15 protein-coding genes are annotated in these 18759 nt (G+C 48.8%); 12 read left to right on the top strand and 3 right to left on the bottom strand.

Going from position 1 to position 18759, the window contains the following annotated elements:
• Nucleotides 1-2 precede the first annotated feature (2 nt).
• Together ACX1C1_RS03870 and ACX1C1_RS03865 are read right to left on the bottom strand one after the other, a co-directional pair.
• Nucleotides 3-395 (bottom strand): type II toxin-antitoxin system HicB family antitoxin, encoded by a 393-nt coding sequence (locus tag ACX1C1_RS03870; protein ID WP_458955848.1) that lies wholly within the window; start codon nt 393-395, stop codon nt 3-5.
• Nucleotides 396-447: 52 nt separating this feature from the next.
• Nucleotides 448-642 (bottom strand): type II toxin-antitoxin system HicA family toxin, encoded by a 195-nt coding sequence (locus ACX1C1_RS03865; RefSeq protein WP_458957590.1) that lies wholly within the window; start codon nt 640-642, stop codon nt 448-450.
• 127 nt (nt 643-769) lie between these two features.
• Here ACX1C1_RS03865 and ACX1C1_RS03860 point away from each other — a divergent pair, with 127 nt between their 5' ends.
• From ACX1C1_RS03860 to ACX1C1_RS03845, 4 genes are all read left to right on the top strand, one after another.
• Nucleotides 770-1024 carry a hypothetical protein gene (locus ACX1C1_RS03860; protein ID WP_458955847.1) on the top strand — a complete coding sequence of 85 codons (255 nt, stop codon included), beginning with the start codon at nt 770-772 and terminating at the stop codon, nt 1022-1024.
• A gap of 368 nt (nt 1025-1392) precedes the next feature.
• On the top strand, nt 1393-2688 hold the full coding sequence (locus ACX1C1_RS03855; protein WP_458955846.1) for a hypothetical protein: 1296 nt from the start codon (nt 1393-1395) through the stop codon (nt 2686-2688).
• Nucleotides 2689-3333: 645 nt separating this feature from the next.
• Nucleotides 3334-6138 carry a phosphoenolpyruvate carboxylase gene (gene ppc, locus ACX1C1_RS03850; RefSeq protein ID WP_458955845.1) on the top strand — a complete coding sequence of 935 codons (2805 nt, stop codon included), beginning with the start codon at nt 3334-3336 and terminating at the stop codon, nt 6136-6138.
• A gap of 240 nt (nt 6139-6378) precedes the next feature.
• On the top strand, nt 6379-7464 hold the full coding sequence (locus tag ACX1C1_RS03845; protein WP_458955844.1) for a S1C family serine protease: 1086 nt from the start codon (nt 6379-6381) through the stop codon (nt 7462-7464).
• A gap of 78 nt (nt 7465-7542) precedes the next feature.
• Here the strand turns inward: ACX1C1_RS03845 and ACX1C1_RS03840 are convergent, their stop codons facing one another.
• On the bottom strand, nt 7543-8586 hold the full coding sequence (locus ACX1C1_RS03840) for a 2,3-butanediol dehydrogenase (protein WP_458955843.1): 1044 nt from the start codon (nt 8584-8586) through the stop codon (nt 7543-7545).
• A gap of 122 nt (nt 8587-8708) precedes the next feature.
• Between ACX1C1_RS03840 and ACX1C1_RS03835 the strand changes: the two genes are divergently transcribed.
• The 8 genes from ACX1C1_RS03835 (at nt 8709) to ACX1C1_RS03800 (ending at nt 18540) form a co-directional block, all read left to right on the top strand.
• Nucleotides 8709-9617: a LysR family transcriptional regulator gene (locus ACX1C1_RS03835; protein ID WP_458955842.1), complete on the top strand. Its 909-nt coding sequence runs from the start codon at nt 8709-8711 to the stop codon at nt 9615-9617.
• A gap of 130 nt (nt 9618-9747) precedes the next feature.
• Nucleotides 9748-10359 carry an RNA polymerase sigma factor SigW gene (gene sigW, locus ACX1C1_RS03830; protein WP_458957589.1) on the top strand — a complete coding sequence of 204 codons (612 nt, stop codon included), beginning with the start codon at nt 9748-9750 and terminating at the stop codon, nt 10357-10359.
• A 136-nt stretch (nt 10360-10495) separates the two neighbouring features.
• Nucleotides 10496-11155, top strand: a complete 660-nt coding sequence (locus ACX1C1_RS03825) for a zf-HC2 domain-containing protein (RefSeq protein ID WP_458955841.1) — start codon at nt 10496-10498, stop codon at nt 11153-11155.
• Nucleotides 11156-11283: 128 nt separating this feature from the next.
• Nucleotides 11284-12120, top strand: a complete 837-nt coding sequence (gene cdaA / locus ACX1C1_RS03820; protein WP_458955840.1) for a diadenylate cyclase CdaA — start codon at nt 11284-11286, stop codon at nt 12118-12120.
• A 3-nt stretch (nt 12121-12123) separates the two neighbouring features.
• Nucleotides 12124-13584 carry a CdaR family protein gene (locus ACX1C1_RS03815; protein WP_458955839.1) on the top strand — a complete coding sequence of 487 codons (1461 nt, stop codon included), beginning with the start codon at nt 12124-12126 and terminating at the stop codon, nt 13582-13584.
• A gap of 63 nt (nt 13585-13647) precedes the next feature.
• The gene (gene glmM / locus ACX1C1_RS03810) at nt 13648-14991 is read left to right on the top strand and encodes a phosphoglucosamine mutase (RefSeq protein ID WP_458955838.1); all 1344 of its coding nucleotides are present in this window, start codon (nt 13648-13650) and stop codon (nt 14989-14991) included.
• A gap of 932 nt (nt 14992-15923) precedes the next feature.
• Nucleotides 15924-17756 carry a glutamine--fructose-6-phosphate transaminase (isomerizing) gene (gene glmS, locus ACX1C1_RS03805; protein ID WP_458955837.1) on the top strand — a complete coding sequence of 611 codons (1833 nt, stop codon included), beginning with the start codon at nt 15924-15926 and terminating at the stop codon, nt 17754-17756.
• 331 nt (nt 17757-18087) lie between these two features.
• Complete coding sequence (locus ACX1C1_RS03800) at nt 18088-18540, top strand: hypothetical protein (RefSeq protein WP_458955836.1); 453 nt, start codon at nt 18088-18090, stop codon at nt 18538-18540.
• The last annotated feature ends 219 nt before the right edge of the window (nt 18541-18759 follow it).

Genomic DNA, 18759 nt, shown 5'->3' with positions numbered 1-18759 from the left:
TTTTATTTGGATTCTATTTCTGACAACTCATCGCGAAGTGCTTTTTGCAGAACTTGAGAGAAGTTAAGACCGGCAGCTTCGGCAGCCACATTTAAATCATGCGGGATAGTTAAGGTTTTCTTGTCGTATTTAATCTTCTGGTTTACCTGGCACATGACGACAATTGTTTTCTGATTATCTGCAAGCGATATCGTGTTTAAATCCGTAGCTTCGGGAATATCTTCGCTATCCTCTAATCGACTTTCAATTGTGAGTAATAGGACCTCGTTAGCCCTTCGCATTGCCTGCTCAATCGTATCTGCCTGTGACAAAGCTTCCTCTAGATCCGGAAACGTAATTTCAATGCACTGAGATGTAAAGGTCAACACGGCAGGAAACATGTAATCTTTTTTCAAATCAGAAAACCTCCGTTCAATTTATTTTATGTAAGTCGAGGAAGGGAAGGGGCTAGAATTTCAGCCCCGACTTCTTCTCGATATCCTTTAGGATATGTAGTGCGACATCCTTCACTGGGTGCGTTATCGTCACCTTAGCTTTTATGGTGGGGTGTTTGTATTGCCAGTGATCGCCCACCGTCTTCACCCAGTACCATCCATTCTCCCTTAAGATTTTAACGACTTCCCTTGAAGAATAGCTTCTCAGTTCCCCTCACCTCCTAATAATATTATAACACGTATTGATACGTGTTACAACATATAATACGAGGAAAGTTGATCGGATTTAAAAACATATGTTCTGTTTTGTGATAAAATCATCTTGAGGTGAAAACATGATATCTGACGATGCACGCAAAGTCCTTGCGGTCGCATATAACATGTACCGAGATCAATGGGCCAACTATACCCGCGATATGTCGGTGATCTGCAAAAGGGCTGGTCGGACTGAGCTTGTTGTACGCGCCGCGTTTAACGAGTTGGTGAAGACTGGTTACCTGGAGCACAAAGATGGGCTAACGTTGGTTATTTGGGCTTCTCCGCTACAACGTGAGGGGTACCGTAGGGAGCTTATTAAAAGAGATTATTAAAGCCCGCCGACCAGTGATGGTAAGCGGGCTTTGTCTCCTTTTAATAGTAGGTAAATCTTTAATGATCATTTGACAACAGTTGTCATATTCGGGCGACAGAAAAGAAAATCCCAAACGATTGGGAAAAAGAAGTGTTATACGTGTATAAAATGTGTATATAATTTCTGGTTTCTGTAGGATTGTATAGAATTCTTAGGACGACTCAGGGGCAACTAAAAAACCTCCTATCCCAGTCATATCAAGGGATCAGAGGTTTTTGTTAAGTGTAATTTAGGATTCTGTAGGATTGTTATGGCGTCCCAGGAGGGAATCAAATATTATTAAACTATAACATAATTTTTTCAAAGTTTAGGGGGCAGAATATCAAAATGGAGCAAGATATAAGTTTTAAAAGGTTTATTGATACATTTCTACATAATATCGAAGCATTAAGAGAATTTACTGTTCGTGCAGATGTTGGGATATCTACTTTTGAGCCAACTCCCGATTTAAGACTTAGCGAACTTGGTGCACATTCTTATCAGGTAATTAAAGATGTTCAGAGAAATGGAATAGCTGCATCTATTGAAAAGTATCAGGATGAACAAATTGAAGAAAAGGTAGATATCTTTAAGCAGTTTCTGGTAACAGAATTTGGCCTTGAATTGGCCGATAATGGCGATATTGTTGATAATAATGACAAATATGAGAAAATAAAAAGTATTTTGAATGGAATGAAAAGTATAGACAGAAAGCTAACGCAAAAATTGATTTTGAACCAGAGTTCATTAATTAATTTAGTAGTTTTTTTTGAGCTACTTATTGCAAATATCATAAAATACAGGTTGTTCAAGTACCCTGATGCAGCAAATTTAAAAGACAAGACATTGACAATTGATGAGATAAGAAGGTTGGGAAATTTCGAAAATGCAGAAGCTTATTTAATTGAGAATGAAGTAGAGGGGATTATAAGACAGAAGCATCAAGAATGGTTTGCATATTTCAAAAAAAATCTTAAGACAGTTAATTTTGACTTTATGACTAGATTTGAAGCTGAACTAAATGAAATAATTCAGAGGAGAAATTTGTTTGTTCATAATGAGGGAATCATCAACAATATTTACTTGTCAAATGTTAACAGCGCTTTGACGAATGGACTGAAAAAAGGCAAGTACTTAAAAATGAATAATAGTTACTTGAATCAAAGTATAAATGTAATAGAACATATAGGTTTACTAATATCTTTAGAGTTGTGGAGAGCGATGGAGAAAAAGTCTGAAGTGAGATGGGATTTCTGTAGTGGTTACGGATATGAGTTGTTAATGGAAGGAAGATGGGAGTTAGCAAATGATGTTTATAAATTTTTCTGTGATGAGAAAGAGAGCGGAAGCGAGAACAAGTCAATCGCTTTAATTAATTATTGGTTGACAATGAAGAAGCTAGGCAAATATTCTGAAATCAAATCCACTGCAGAACGAGCAGATTTTTCTGATAAAAGGGATAGATATCAATTATCCTATTATTCTATAATTGAGGATCGTAATAATTTCTATCATGTATTGCATAATCTCACTATTTCTAGAGATGTGAGGAAGGTAGAACTTCTAGAATGGCCGGTTCTTTACATATTTAGAGATGAGCCAGAGTTTCAGGATTTTGTTGCTAAATACGATGATGGTTTCTAAACAGTTACTTGGGGCAGATTTGGGGCATGTTTACATTTGAATATGATACTGACAGATAGTTAGGGATAGACCAAAATGCTGTTTCTTCATATTAAATATGGTTTTGAGCAGGGTGGATAAGATGTGAATGAGGCTATCCTCAGCCTTCCAAGCTAATAGCGTGGGTTCGATTCCCATCACCCGCTCCAGTATCTTAACCGACAACCTTCTGCGATGCAGAAGGTTTTTTTTGTGTTTCTAAAACGAAGTCCAGCTTTAGTCGGACTACGGCTCGATGATGCATGAACTATTGTGTGCGTAGCAAATATTACCTATGTCACCGTGGGCCGACCGGAGCGAGTATATAGACGATCGGAGGGCTAACTCGTGCAGGGGCGTGAAGTAACGCTTGTCGTTCAGCTCGTTAAAGAGACGCATTAAAGTGAAAAAGCAGCCGGAAATCCGCTTGCCATGCGGAGTTTCGGCTTGTTGGCATGGATTGATTGCTGCACGGGGCTTCAATGGCGTTGTGATTTGTAGTATGATAGTAGGAGTGATTACGCCATTAACTGAGAGTAACCTTACGATATTGGATTAGGCATGTGCGTGAAGAAGAGCGGATGCTTTCAAAGTGAGTTTGCTACACAGATTTGTAGGAGGAACGGTATGTCGGAACAATCTGTAACATCTACGTCGGCTAGTCGGACAAGCACGAACAACTTGCTCAGACGTGACGTGCGCTTCTTGGGTAACATTCTCGGCGAAGTGCTTGTGCACCAAGGCGGCCGCGAGCTGCTGGACATCGTTGAGCAAATTCGGGAGCAGAGCAAAGCGCTTCGCGCGGATTTCGTGCCGGAGCTGTTCGATCAATTTAAGACCCGAGTGTCGTCGCTTAACCCCGAGATTCGCCATCAGGTCATTCGCGCGTTTGCGATCTACTTCCAGCTCGTCAATATCGCGGAGCAGAATCACCGTATTAGACGTAAACGCGATTATGAAGTGTCTGCCGGCGAAGCCGTGCAACGCGGCTCCATCGAGAGCGCGATTCAGGATTTGAAAGAACGTAACATCGCGATTGAGGACGTACAGGACATCTTAAGCGGTATTTCCCTTGAGCTCGTGATGACGGCGCATCCAACGGAGGCGACTCGCAGAGCGGTACTGGATATCCACAAACGGATTGCCGAAGATGTGATGCAGCTCGACAATCCTACGCTTACGTTCCGCGAGCGCGAGAAGCTGAAGGAAAAGCTGATGAACGAAGTGCTGATCCTTTGGCAGACAGACGAGCTGCGTGACCGCAAGCCTACGGTTATCGACGAGGTTCGCAACGGCTTGTACTACTTCGACGAAACATTGTTCGAGGTGCTGCCAAGCGTTTACGAAGAGCTTGAGCGCTGCCTGACCAAATATTATCCGGAGGAGCACTGGCATGTGCCGGCTTACCTTCGTTTCGGTTCTTGGATCGGCGGCGACCGCGACGGCAACCCGTCCGTCAAAGCAAAGATAACCTGGGAGACGCTTCAGATGCATCGCCAGCTGGCGATCCGCAAGTACGAAGAGAAGCTCATCGGGCTTATGGACTTGTTAAGCTTCAGCACCAATCTGGTCACGGTATCGGATGAGCTGTTGGAGTCGATTCGCAAGGACCGCGAGCATGTGGAGCTCAAGAACGTGGATCTGTGGCGCAATATGAAGGAGCCGTACCGCGTCAAGCTTGGCTTCATGTTAGAGAAGCTTGCTAATACGCGTGACGAAGCGCTTAAAGGCACGCTCATGCGCTACAATCGTCCGGAGGAGCTGCGCGAGGATCTGCTCGTGATCGACCGCAGTCTGCGCAACCACTTCGCGGACTATGTAGCGGATACGGATCTGGCTACGCTGCTGCGTCAAGTAGAGCTGTTCGGCTTCCATCTGATGGCGCTGGATGTACGTCAGCACAGCCAAGAGCATGAGAACGCGATGTCCGAGGTATTGGCCAAGATGCATATCGCTTCGGATTACGCTTCGCTCTCCGAAGCCGAGAAGACGGAGCTCTTGCACAAGCTGCTTAACGATCCGCGTCCGTTGACGTCGGGTCATCTCGATTATTCGGAGTCGACGCGCGAATGTCTGGATGTCTACCATACGATCTACCGCGCTCAGCAAGAGTTCGGCGAGGGTTGTATTTCGAGCTATCTGATCAGTATGACGGAAGCGGCCAGCGATATGCTGGAAGTAATGGTCTTCGCGAAGGAAGTCGGTTTGTTCCGCAAGGAAGCCGACGGAACAGTGTGTTGCACATTACAATCCGTGCCGCTCTTCGAGACGATCGACGATCTTCACGCTGCTCCATCCATCATGAAGGAACTGTTCGAGATGCCGGTATACCGCAAAGCGGTAGAAGCTAGAGGCAATCTGCATGAGATCATGCTCGGTTACTCCGATAGCAACAAGGACGGCGGGGTCGTGACGGCGAACTGGGAGCTGCGCGTTGCGCTCAAAGATATTACAGCAGCAGGCAAAGCTTACGACGTGAAGCTGAAGTTCTTCCACGGCCGTGGAGGCGCACTTGGCCGCGGCGGCATGCCGCTTAACCGTAGTATCCTGGCGCAACCGCCTCATACCGTTGGCGGCGGCATCAAGATTACGGAGCAAGGCGAAGTGCTGTCATCGCGTTATTCGATGAAAGGTATCGCATACCGCAGCCTGGAGCAGGCGACTTGGGCTCTTGTGACGGCTGCACGTTTGGCGAAATACCCTCAGCAGGAATCGGCAGCGGAAGCTGAATGGGATACAATCGCCCGTTCTATCTCCGAAACCGCGTTGAATAAATATCAAGATCTGATCTTCCGCGATCCAGACTTCTTGACGTTCTTCAAGGAGTCGACGCCGCTTCCGGAAGTTGGAGAGCTTAATATCGGCTCCCGTCCATCTAAGCGTAAGAATAGCGACCGCTTTGAGGATCTGCGTGCGATCCCTTGGGTATTCGCTTGGACGCAAAGCCGCTACCTGCTGCCTGCATGGTATGCTGCTGGTACCGCGCTCCAAACGTATACCGGCGGAGATGCAGCTAAACTCGCGACGCTCAAGACGATGTACGAAGGATTCCCGTTCTTCCGCTCGTTGATCGACAACCTGCAGATGGCGCTTGCCAAGGCGGATCTTGTCATTGCCAAGGAATATGCAGGCATGATCAAGGACGACACCATTCGCGATCGTATCTTCACGCAGATCGAAGAAGAGTACAACTTGACTTCATCGTTGATTCTTCAGATTACGGGCCAAGACGAGATTCTCGACAATGTTCCGGTCATCCAAGAATCGATTCGACTGCGCAACCCTTACGTCGATCCGCTTAGCTACATGCAAGTGCAGCTGCTGTCGGAGCTTCGTGACCTGCGTACCAACGAAGAAGACGATCCGGAGCTGCTCCGTGAAGTCTTACTTACAATCAATGGCATTGCCGCGGGCCTTCGCAATACGGGCTAATACCCGGGGCGCATGTCTTGCTCATACGCAACACAACTACAGCCAATGGCGACAACATGTCGTTATTGGCTGTTTCTGTTGTCTAAGCGATCTTCTACCGAATGAAAGATATGAAAAATGATTTGATTTTAGGAAGCATTTAGGCTCAGTTAAGATTGATTTAAGGAACAACCCCCATGATAGAGTTATCAGATGAAACACAAACATAACAAGATAATCTGGCATGGGAGGATAATAGATATGAGAGAAACGCATGTAGATTCGACGGAGAGAGCAGATGTGGAATCCGAGACAGCAGGTGCGGTGATGAGCCGCACGGCTCCGAAGTTCGAAGCTTATTATAATGAAATCAAGCAATCCAAAAGTGCGAAAAAGAGAACCAAGATGAATCCAGCATTGCCGATGGTAGCCGCCTTTATGGCGGGAGCGATCCTGATTGGAGGGCTTGCGTATACGGCGGATACAAAAGATATGTTCACAGGTGGATTATTAGGCGGCCAAGCAAACACGGAGCAAGTTGATAACAGCTATGCTGGACAAGATTCGGGATTGTCGACGGCATCCTTCAACACAAGTGATGATATTGCTTCTGTGTACGAGAAGGCGAGCCCGGCGGTAGTGAAAATTGAAAACTATACGGAAGTACAGTCGCGCTCCAATATGATGGACGATCCGATGTTCCGGCAATTCTTCGGTGGCGGGATGTCTGGCAGAGGCGGCGGTTCGGGGCAGCAAGAGCAGTCCACGCCGAACACGAACGAAAGCAGCGAGCTTCAATTGTCGGGCTCGGGCACAGGTTTCTTCTTCGAAGAGGATGGTTACATCCTGACGAACGAACATGTGATTTCGGGTGCAAAGGAAGTAAAGGTGACGGTAGAGGGTTATGATGAACCGTTGGTTGCGCAGGTGCTGGGTTCGAGCTACGAGCTGGATCTTGCGGTACTGAAAGTGGAAAATCCTAATGGAGAAAGTTTCCCTGCTTTGGAGCTGGGAGATTCGGATGCAACAGATGTAGGCGACTGGGTGCTGGCCATCGGCAATCCTTACGGCTTTGACCATACCTTGACGACTGGGGTGCTGAGCGCCAAAGAACGCCCGATTACGATTGCAGATGAGCAAGGGGATCATGTGTATGAACATTTGCTGCAAACGGACGCTTCGATTAATCCAGGCAATTCTGGAGGACCGCTGCTGAATGAGCAAGGTCAGGTCATCGGCATCAATACGGCTGTCAACTCAGAGGCGCAAGGAATTGGTTTCGCGATACCGACAACTACGATTATGGAGGTACTCGAAGGGCTGAAGACGAATCGTTCATCCTTATAACACAATAAAATAAAACAGAGAAGCAACGGAACGTAATGACGATCCGTTGCTTCTTCTGTTTCCATATACAAATCGGAATTATGCTTGCGTGTTCACCAAGATTTTCGCTTGGGTTTTGTCGGTCATAAGCGCCTTAAAGCCTTCCTCGATGATATCGTCCAACACGATCTGCTTCGTCATGACGGGCTTAATGTCCATCTTGCCCCCCGCGATAAGCGCAATGACCTCTGGAAACACATTGCGATAGCCAAGTGTGGAGGTGAGATTGGCTTCTTTGCCTGTAAGCTGGAGCACGTCGATCTCGATAGGGCGATTGATGATGGAGATGATGACAACCTCGCCTTTCTTGCGGATTGCTGCTAGTGCATTGTTCACTGTTGCCGCTGCGCCTGCTGCTTCGAAAGCGACGGCAACTCCGCCAGTAGCTGCAAGAATCGTTTGAACCGCATTCTCCTCTGCCGCGTTAATAATGGTAGTTGCGCCAACCTCGGCTGCTTTGGCAAGCCGTTCTGGCGATACGTCGACTGCGATGATTTGTGCGGCACCGGCAGCTTTGGCGGAAATAATCGTCAATAATCCGATCGGGCCCACACCAAATACGGCGACATCGTCTCCAACCTTCATCTTGCTTTGTTTCACAGCATGGAAAGCGACAGCAGTTGGTTCAATCATCGCGCCTACTTCGAGCGAAACGGATTCTGGAAGCTTGTGCACCATAAAATCGTTGACCAGTATATATTCGGCGAATGCGCCTTCTCCGTTAAGTCCCAAGAATCCGAAGCTGTCACAAATGTTATAGTTGCCGAGCTTGCAAGAATGACATTTGCCGCAGCGGATGGATGGCTCAACGGCTACGCGTTCTCCTATCTCGATGTTGGTTACGCCTTCGCCAACTTCTTCGACGATTCCGGAGAACTCGTGGCCGAGTGCCAGAGGCGCCATTTGGCCCGTTACGGGATGAGGAACATCTACTTGTACGTTGTAGCCGTGATAAGCATGCAGGTCACTGCCGCAGATCCCAGCCCATGCTACTTTTATTTTGACCATACCGGGTTTCACAGACGGAACTTCACACTCTTCGATTCGGATATCTTCTTTGCCGTACCATACAGCAGCTTTCATGCTAAATCGCTCCTTTGTATCAGAGGAATGTTTAATATTGACCTTAAGAAGTGTAACAAAGGCGGTTGGATAAGTATAATAGATGTTAATTATATTAATATAAGTACGTCTAATGGGTGGTGTTGACGATTAACCTGGAGCAGCTGCAGCATCTTGTCGAAACGGCGCGCCATCAGTCCTTGTCACAAGCTGCTGTTACCTTACATATTTCTCAATCTGGCCTTAGTCAATCCATCGCATCCCTGGAGAAAGATTTGGGAGTTACATTATTTACGCGTTCGCGAATGGGGGCTATATTGACGCCTGAGGGGCGTACGATGGTGCACAAGGCCATGCAAATACTAACTCTCATGCAGGAAATGAAGGATGAGGCCAAGCTACAGGCGGAGCTTCTCAGTGGGAACATCTCGATAGCAAGCTTCCCTGGTACGGTACATGCGTTTATTCGGATCTCTGCCCAATTAAAGAGCGAATACCAGAATATTTTCATTAACATCCGTGAAGCAAGCTCCATGCAAATGATTAAGGAATTAGAGGACGGTCATATTGATGCCGCATTCGTCGTCATGACGGAGGAGCTGCTGGAGGAGCATGGTGTTCTAGTATTTAATCCCGTACGTACGGGCAGAATCGTGGTTTGTGTCGGGAAGGACACGCCTATGGCTCAACAAAATAGCATAACGCCCGAACAGTTGAAGGAAACTCCGCTCGTTCTATACGATGATGATCTCGTGCATTGGTTTGTACGCGACTTCGAACGGAAATACGGTGCGCTAGAAGTGTTGTTTACGACAAATAACAGCTTCTCGATTGCAATGGCCTTAAGCGAAGGTCACGGGATTACCGTTGGGCATGATCTATCGTTCTACGACCTGCCTCGTTTCCTCGGAGAAGATTTCGTGCCTGTGGAGCTTAAGGGGGTAGATACGGAGCCTGTCCAATTCGGCTGGCTGACCAGGAATAGAGTGCAGCCGCCGCTGCTTAAGGAGTTTATGGTTCGCTTCGAGAAGGAAATGAGCAATCGTTTTTGACGACATATTATAGAAGATTTGTTTCCGGTCACTCTTGCTTTTTTGGTTCCAGTCGATTACCATTTTTGAGAGAGTGTTGATTGTAGCGATGATGAGGCAGCAGCGTGCGGCCTCAATCCATTGGATACAAATGGCGGATGATCTGCCGGATTGGAAGTCTGGAGGAATAGACAAGGTGAATGTGCTGGAGAACCAGCTTGCAAGGTTGGCGCTCAAAGGCGACCAGCAAGCTTTCGAAGAGCTTGTGGACCTATATCAGGATAAGCTCTTCCATATGGCGTACCGGATGCTCAGTAACCGTCAAGAGGCGGAGGATGTCGTCCAGGAGACGTTCCTACGCGTGTACAAAAATTTGGACCGATTCGACGAATCGCTTAAGTTTTCGACCTGGATCTATCGTATTGCAACGAACTTGTGCATCGACCGCTTGCGCAAGCGCAAGCCTACATATTCTCTTGATGCAGAATCCAGCGAATATGAGGGACTCGACGGGTATTCCATGATTCCCGGCGACAACCGGACACCGGAGTCAGAGTTGATTCTGTCGGATACGCAGCGCATTATCCATCAGGCGATGGAAACACTGCCGCCCAAATACAAGTCCGTAATGATGTTAAGGTATATTCAGGATTTATCCCTGCAGGAAGTGGGGGATATTCTGGGCATGCCGGTGACGACGATCAAGACTCGGGTCCATCGTGGACGTGAGTTTCTTCGCAAGAAGCTTGAACATCGTTTATGAGGCGAGACAGTGGTGTTTTTTTGTACATTTGGTACGTCGAACTTTTCATTAAAAATTTTTTTGAAACATCCCTTGGTGCTGGAACGTATCCTATACCGAGAATATGCACATCAGCAAGTAGAAAGGAATGGCTGCTATGGAATGCAAAGTCGCCATCGTCAAGATTCACGATTATCTAGACGGCGAGCTGCCGCGGGAAGAGAAGGGCGCACTGCATGCGCATATGAGCGGTTGCCTGGATTGTCGCACTCGCTTCGAACAACTGGAGAAGACCGACGCTGCGGCATTCCTGGCCATGGAAGGGGCGGCTCCTTCCGTAACGGGGTATGATGCGACGGCATCTATGGCGCTTAAGAATCGCATCATGACATCATTACCCAAGGGCAAGGCGAAGGAACGGAACCGATTCGTGAGACTGATCTACCGTTATCCCGGTCTTACAGCGGCTGCATTGTTCCTCGTTGTGATGTTCGGCAGTATGTTCGCGAGCTGGGAACAGGATGCTAAGCTCATCGTATCTGGCGAGGATCTGCAAAGCGTCGTCATCAACGGCAATACCGTCATCGTTCCGGAAGGCGTTGCTTTAACCGGCAATCTCACCGTCGAGAACGGTACGCTGGAAGTACAAGGCTCAATAGACGGAGATGTCACCGTTATAGACGGCTCCATGGTATTGGCTTCAACCGGTCACATCGCCGGGCATAGCCGCACGATCGACCAAGCGCTCGATTGGTTCTGGTACAGAGTCATATCGACATTTAACAATACCGTCAACAGCACTGGAGCTACTCCTTAATTACGGCTTCCCTCCCGGAGGGAAGCTTTTTTTCTAAATTTAGAGGAATTCGTAATGCAAAACTAGAAAACCATACAGTTGAAGTGCGATAATACAGATATACGCATGCAGCAGTCAGGGGTGATCGCTTGAATTACTTTACGGATTCGACTTGGCAGGATTGGCTCAAGGATCTGATCGACGTTGGGATCGTGAGTTTCATTATATATAAATTGATATTGCTCGTACGCGGAACTCGTGCCGTGCAGTTGCTCAAGGGCATATTTGTCCTCATCGCAATATGGGCAGTCAGCACATGGCTGAATTTGTATACGCTCAAATGGATGATGAATCAGATGTTCACGCTTGGTATCGTGACGATCATCATACTATTCCAGCCGGAGCTGCGCCGTGCGCTTGAACAGCTCGGAAGAGGCAACCTGTTCTCGCGCTCCAACAGCCCGGAGAAGGCCGCGCTTAGCGAACAGATCGATGAAGTGATCCGTTCCGTACAGCATATGGCGAAGCGCAAGATTGGAGCGCTGATTGTATTTGAGCGGCAGACCGGTCTTAGCGAGATGGTGGAGTCGGGTATCGCGATGGAGTCGCGAATTACTTCGGAGCTGCTTATCAATATTTTTACGCCGAATACGCCGCTTCATGACGGAGCTGTCATCATAAGGGGCAATGTAATCAGCGCAGCGGCATGTTATTTGCCGTTGTCTGAGAACCCTTTTATCAGCAAGGAACTCGGGACGCGCCACCGTGCTGCAATTGGTGTTTCGGAGGTCAGCGACGCACTGGCCGTCGTCGTGTCGGAGGAGACAGGACAAGTGTCCTTGTCCCTTAACGGTATGATCGTAAGAGATATTAACGAAGAATCGTTGATCTCCAAGCTGTTTGAGGAGTTAAGTCCCAAGACGAACAGCCGGAGCAAGGATAACGGCATCGCCAAATCCTCGTTCTGGAAGCGGAAGGGGGAGTAAACGATGGACAAATGGTTAAGCCACCCGACAGCGCTGAAGATCATTTCCGTCCTTCTGGGTCTCATTCTGTTCGCCATGGTTCATGTAGATCCGGAGACGAATTCGCAGACGGCTACAACAAGCGTCGATACCAAGGTGATTGAAGCCGCTACGATTATTCCGACAGGGCTTGATCAATCCAGATATGTGATGACCGCGATGGAACCAACCGTAACGAGGCTCGTTGTCGAGGGAAGCATTAGCAAGCTGTTCGCGGCGTCGATTGACGATTATGTCGTGAACGTCGATCTGACGAACGCGACTCCGGGTACGCAAGAGCTGCCTTTGACGGTCAAGCTGCCTAGAGGCATCAAGGAAGTAGCATTGTCGCCTCGTGCCGTTACGGTTCAAATCGAAGAGATCGTTACCAAGTCCTTTGACGTCCAAGTCGTCACGCAAGGAGAGCCCGCGCAAGGATATATCATGGGGACGCCTGAGATTAAGATGGATGATGGCGCGGCTGTCGAGGTGACGCTGCCTAAGGACGATATGGAGAGGGTTGGCGTAGTAGCCGTAACGCTCGATGTTACAGGCGCGGATAAACTTGTCTCGAACAAAAAAGCAAAGGTCGTCGTATACGATACCGAAGGGGTCGAAATTACAGGCGCATTCGTAACACCGAGCACGGTGCATGCCGAAGTGCCGGTCACGCTGCCTTATAAGCAGGTACCGCTTCAGATTCGATACAGCGGCACGTTAGACGCTAATTTAAGCTTGGTCTCTGTGACCCCTGCGACAGATACTATTACCGTCTTCGCAGAACAGGACAAGCTGGATGCGATTCAGCTCTACGATGGAGTCGTCCTTGATCTCGCTAAGGTCAAGGAATCCGGCAAAATCAAAGTCAAGGCTGGACCCATCGATGGCATACAGTCGGTGTCTCCGGGCGAGGTCGAATTGGATGTTGTCGTAGAGAAAAAAACTACGCGTACGATCGATAATCTGAAGATATCGATTGTCGGGACCCCAGCCAAAATGACAGCAGCGCTGCGTACTCCGGAGGGCGGCAAAATGAGTCTGCAGCTCTCTGGTGCAGAAGGGGTGCTAGCGGCTGTGAAGGAGTCGGATATCGTCATTACGGCGAATATCGAAGGACTGGATCCCGGCTTACATACCGTCACGTTGGAGCTAGATCTGCCTCCGTATGTGGAGGCTGTACTCAGCTCGGATCAACCGCTGACGGCAACCGTTGAAATCATAGAAGAATTAGCTCCCCCAGTCAGTGGCGGTGGAGAAGATCTAGAAGTTGGCGGCACGCCTACCGACCCGCCGGACAACACTGAAGGAGAGAGCGGGAACAGCGGCAACGGCAATAGCACGGCCGACAACGAGGCAACAAACGCGGGAACCGCCCCAAGTACGGAACCCCGGAGGCTCGTTTTCAATGGAAACGGAGAATGGGGATCGCAGTTTGTAACCGCCTAGACGCATCTTGCGTATTCGTAACAAGAAAAGAACACTAACCGTACTTAAAGGAGAACTTCGAATATGGGGAAATATTTCGGAACCGACGGCGTTCGCGGCGTCGCAAACAAAGAATTAACGCCTGAGCTGGCTTACAAGATTGGTCGCTGCGGCGGTTATGTATTGACCAGAACAGCAACTGAACAACCAAAAGTTGTGATTGGTCTGGATACAAGAATTTCGGGCCCCATGCTGGAATCGGCCCTGATCGCCGGTCTATTGTCAATTGGAGCAAGTGTTGTAAGACTGGGCGTCGTGTCTACGCCTGCAGTCGCATACTTAACGAAGGAGCTTGGCGCCGATGCCGGCGTGATGATTTCCGCTTCGCATAATCCGGTGGAAGATAACGGCATTAAGTTTTTTGCGGGGGACGGCTTCAAGCTATCCGACGAGACAGAACTGGAGATCGAAGCGCTGATCGATGCCGAGCAAGATGAGCTGCCTCGTCCTGTAGGCGGCAACATTGGCACATTGTCCGTTGAGGAAGATGCGAAGAAGAAGTACCTCGATTATCTCAAGACGACAATCCGCGGCGGCTTCGGCGGGCTCAAGATCGTGCTGGATTGCGCCAACGGCTCCGCTTACGAGCTGGCTCCAGCCGTATTCCGCGAGCTTGGAGCAGATATTACGACAGTCGGTGCAGAGCCGGACGGTCGCAACATTAATGCAGGCGTCGGATCGACGCATCCGGAATATTTGCGCGAGAAGGTGCTCGAGCTAGGTGCAGATCTGGGTCTCAGCTTCGACGGCGATGCCGATAGACTAATCGCGATCGATGACAAGGGCGAAGAGGTCGATGGCGACTTCATTCTCTGCATCATCGGCGATCGTATGAAGCAGGAGGGCAAGCTGGCGCATGACACGGTCGTAACGACAGTGATGGCGAATATTGGTTTCTTTAAGGGTGCAGAGAAGATTGGTCTTAAGACGGCGCAGACTGCTGTTGGAGACCGTTACGTGATGGAGGAGATGCGCAAGGGCGGATATAATCTCGGCGGCGAGCAATCTGGTCATGTTATCTTCCTGGATTACATCACAACAGGCGACGGTATTCTCACTGCATTGCAACTGGTGGATACGCTCGCGGCATCCGGTAAGAAGCTGAGCGAACTGAAGGGTCTAATGCGCAAGTATCCGCAGAAGCTCGTTAACGTTCGTGTCGCAGACAAGAGCTTGTACAATGGCAATGAAGCCATTCTGGCAGCCGTCAAGCAGGTCGAAGACGAGCTAGGCGATAACGGCCGCGTATTGGTTCGTCCATCCGGTACGGAATCGCTGATTCGTGTCATGGCGGAAGGGCCGGATAAGGAGCAGGTCGAGGCGTATGTCGACCAAATCGCTAATGTGGTTAAACGTGAACTAGGCTAAATAATCCAAGCCAGGAGATGTGCAATCGCTTAAAGAAGGCAGCCCCGATTTTGATTGTGTTTTGGGGGCTGTCTTTTCTTAAATTCTAAGAATTTATAAGTTTCGCACCTTATCTGGACTTAGAATTCTCGGAATGAAACGCGCCCCGCCGCCAAAGGACGGCGTAGCCGTTTCACCTTGGTGCGATTGGACAAACTGGGTAAGCTCAGTTAGGCAGGGATAAGCACTACTTGCATATATTAGAGATAAGTAGCGTGAAATTGGGACAGATGGCTTAATGGAGCAGGATTTTGTTGAAAACGGTTTGTATACATTTTCAGAAAATGGTTGCGCGGGGAAGACAAAATGAATATGATAGGACATAGGCTTGGAACGCGCCGCGCCGCCTAATGGAAGGCGATAGCCGTTTCACCTTGATTCAAGAAGGAAAGAGAGGGTTGAGGTTACAACGTATCAAAAGCGCCAGAGCTTGCGTGATGAAGGATTCGGGCAGAGCCGCTTAGACAGGGCATGGGGCGAATCCCCATACGGGAAGCTGACGAGGTGAAGGTGTTCGAAATTTCGGCGGGGACCTTCCGGTATATTGCGGCCAACCGAAAGCCGATACGCAAAACGATTGGGCGACCAATCCGACAAACGTACGGCGGGCTGCTTTTAGAATGTTATTCATTCGCTCCCGAATGTCCTAGGATGCCACCTGCGGGGATGGCATAGGCAATGGGGTTGGTTTTGTCGCACTTATTTTATACAACCATACTAGTCGTTTCGAACTTATGCAGGTGCATGACCGGGGATTCTCCTTGGCATGGCGACCTTTGTTCGAATATGTAATGTAGAGACAATCAAAGACAACTTCATAAATTTGCCTGTGCCGCGCATGGGGAAATCCGTCTGGACGGGGGAAATATACCGTTAACGGAGGTTTATTAACTATGTGTGGAATTGTAGGATATATTGGTAATCGTGACTCGCAGGAGATATTGATCGAAGGACTTAAGAAGCTCGAATACAGGGGTTATGACTCGGCAGGTATCGCGGTTTTCACGGATAAAGGGCTGGAGATCAAGAAATCCAAAGGGCGTCTCGCGATCCTGGAGGATAAGCTGAAAGGCGATCCGCTGGAAGGTTCGGTTGGCATCGGACATACTCGCTGGGCGACACATGGCAAACCATCTGATGTCAATTCGCATCCACATACCGACAATTCCTTGAAATTCTCGGTTGTGCACAACGGGATTGTCGAAAACTATTTGGATCTGAAGGATGAGCTTTCGGCCAAAGGCCACGTATTCGTGTCGGAGACGGATACAGAGGTCATCTCGCATCTTGTCGCTGACGAATACGACGGCAACATTGTCGAAGCCGTCCAACGCGCGGTTACGCGGATGCGCGGCGCGTTCGCGTTAGGCGTATTAACGGAATACGAGCCAGAGCGACTGGTTGCGGTACGTTTTGCCAGCCCGCTTGTTATCGGTGTCGGCGAAGGTGAGAATTTCATCGGATCGGATATACCGGCAATCCTTGAGCATACGCGTAATGTGTATATTCTAAACGACGGCGAGATGGCTGTTCTGACACGCGATGGTGTCGAACTGATGACGACAGATGGAGAAAGTATTTCCAAGGAAATATTTCATGTCGATTGGGATTTGGTTACCGCGGAGAAAGCGGGATTCGATCACTTTATGCTGAAAGAAATTTACGAGCAGCCGAAGGCCTATCGCGACACGATGCTTGGCAGAATCGCAGATGACGGTAAGTCCGTCAATCTTAAGGAATTGTCGATGTCGGATGAATATATCCGCGCTATCCGCAAGGTGCACATCGTCGCATGCGGAACGGCTTACCACGCTGGTCTTGTCGGCAAATCGGTAATCGAGTCGCTCGCGCGCATCCCGGTAGAGAATGATGTCGCGTCAGAGTATCGTTACCGCTCGCCGATCATTACGCCAGACACGCTCGTTATCGTCGTGAGCCAGTCCGGTGAAACGGCTGACACGCTTGCTGCGCTTCGTGAAGCCCAAAGAAACGGCGCTCGCGTGTTGGCAATCACGAACGTTGTCGGAAGCTCCGTCGCACGCGAAGCTAACGACGTTATTACAACATGGGCGGGACCTGAGATCGCGGTCGCGTCGACCAAGGCGTATACGTCCCAGCTAATTGCCTTCTACCTGCTCGGACTGCATCTGGCGCGCGTGGTTGGTTCGCAAGAGCAGGCAACAATCGAAGAGATTATCACAGGCTTGCAAGCACTGCCTGAGCAAGTGGAGAGCATCCTTGAGCAAGCGCCGGTGCTCAAGCAAGTCGCCGAATCCATGGCGCATCATAAGAGCCTGTTCTTCATCGGCCGCGGTGTCGACTACGCTGTTGCCCAAGAAGGCTCGCTTAAGCTGAAGGAAATTTCGTATATTCACTCCGAGGCGTATGCGGCTGGCGAATTGAAGCATGGAACGCTCGCGCTCATTGAGGATGGCGTGCCGGTAATCGCGCTCGTCACACAAGAGGCGCTCTACGAGAAGACGCTGAGCAACATCAAGGAAGTGAAGGCGCGCGGCGCTCACGTATTGGCGGTTGCCAATAGCGGCTTCGAGGGCGAGGTCGCCAAGTCCGTCGACGAAATCTTCGCAATTCCGAAGACGCTGCCGATCTTGTCTCCAGCGCTTGCGGTCGTGCCGCTGCAACTGCTGTCGTATTACGCATCGCTCGCGCTAGGCCATGATGTTGATAAGCCAAGAAACTTGGCGAAGAGCGTGACGGTGGAGTAGGAGAGGTTGGATGGGGTTGATGTTTGTAGCTTTATAATAAAGATGGAAACTAATGAATAGAGTTGGAAACAAACAAATAAATAAATATGGAAACTGTTATAATAGCCTGCCGGGCAAACCGGCAGGCTATTTTTCGGTGCGCCCAGTATGGCATCATTTCTAGTGTGAAAGTCCCGTTGTCAGAAGAAAATAAGTGTTAGACTCAGAAAGTATTAGACTGCGCCCCTTAATTGAGATAATGGGAGTTTAGTTCCAGAAATTACCTCGTTTATCGATATAACTTTTCCTCTCATAAAGACGTCTACTTATACAGTCAGAGGGGGGTAAAGAGATGAAAAAATGGTTTTTTATAGTTTTGGCGGTCACGGTCGTCATTGTCGGCACATTTGCCTTCTTTAAAAATGGTGGTGAGGACAGAATCACTGCGGAACGCGAAATTCCGACACCTAAAGTAACGGTCGGCGGAAAAGAAATCTCGACAGTCTTGGGTTCGAGCGTGACCGATGCGATTTACGACACGGCGGGAGCCATTGATCTCGTGAAGAAACAAGAGCCGACCGCAGTCGTTCCAGGAGAGGAAATATCGGTCGCTTTCGACGTCGAACCTGGAACTTTGGTGCTACAAAGGCTCGACGCCGAAGGAAACTTGGTCTCGGAGGATAACCTGAAATTATTTAAACAAGTTCTCGTGCCGTCCGAAAAGGGAGTTTATATATACAACTTGAACGCTTGGTGGAAGCCAATCGGAAGCGCCGATTATTCATTTATAATTAAAGTGAACTAATGCAAGTGGCTGTTACACTATTGGAGAACGATAGCTCAACAGTAACTGGGAGCAAGCCTTGAGAAGGTGAGTGTTTATCGATACGGTGGCGAAGTGGAGTCTCTTCAGAATGAATTGAGTTTGACTCATCGAAGTGATAGACTGGAGATGCTTTCCGATATTACCTTCAATCATGAATCGCTTAGCGCGAACAATTATTGGAGGATTAGTAGTCATTAT

It is taken from the genome of Paenibacillus sp. strain BS8-2 (assembly GCF_054483835.1).
The sequence above is the reverse complement of the archived record's forward strand: the minus strand, read 5'-3'. Positions and strand labels throughout refer to the sequence as shown.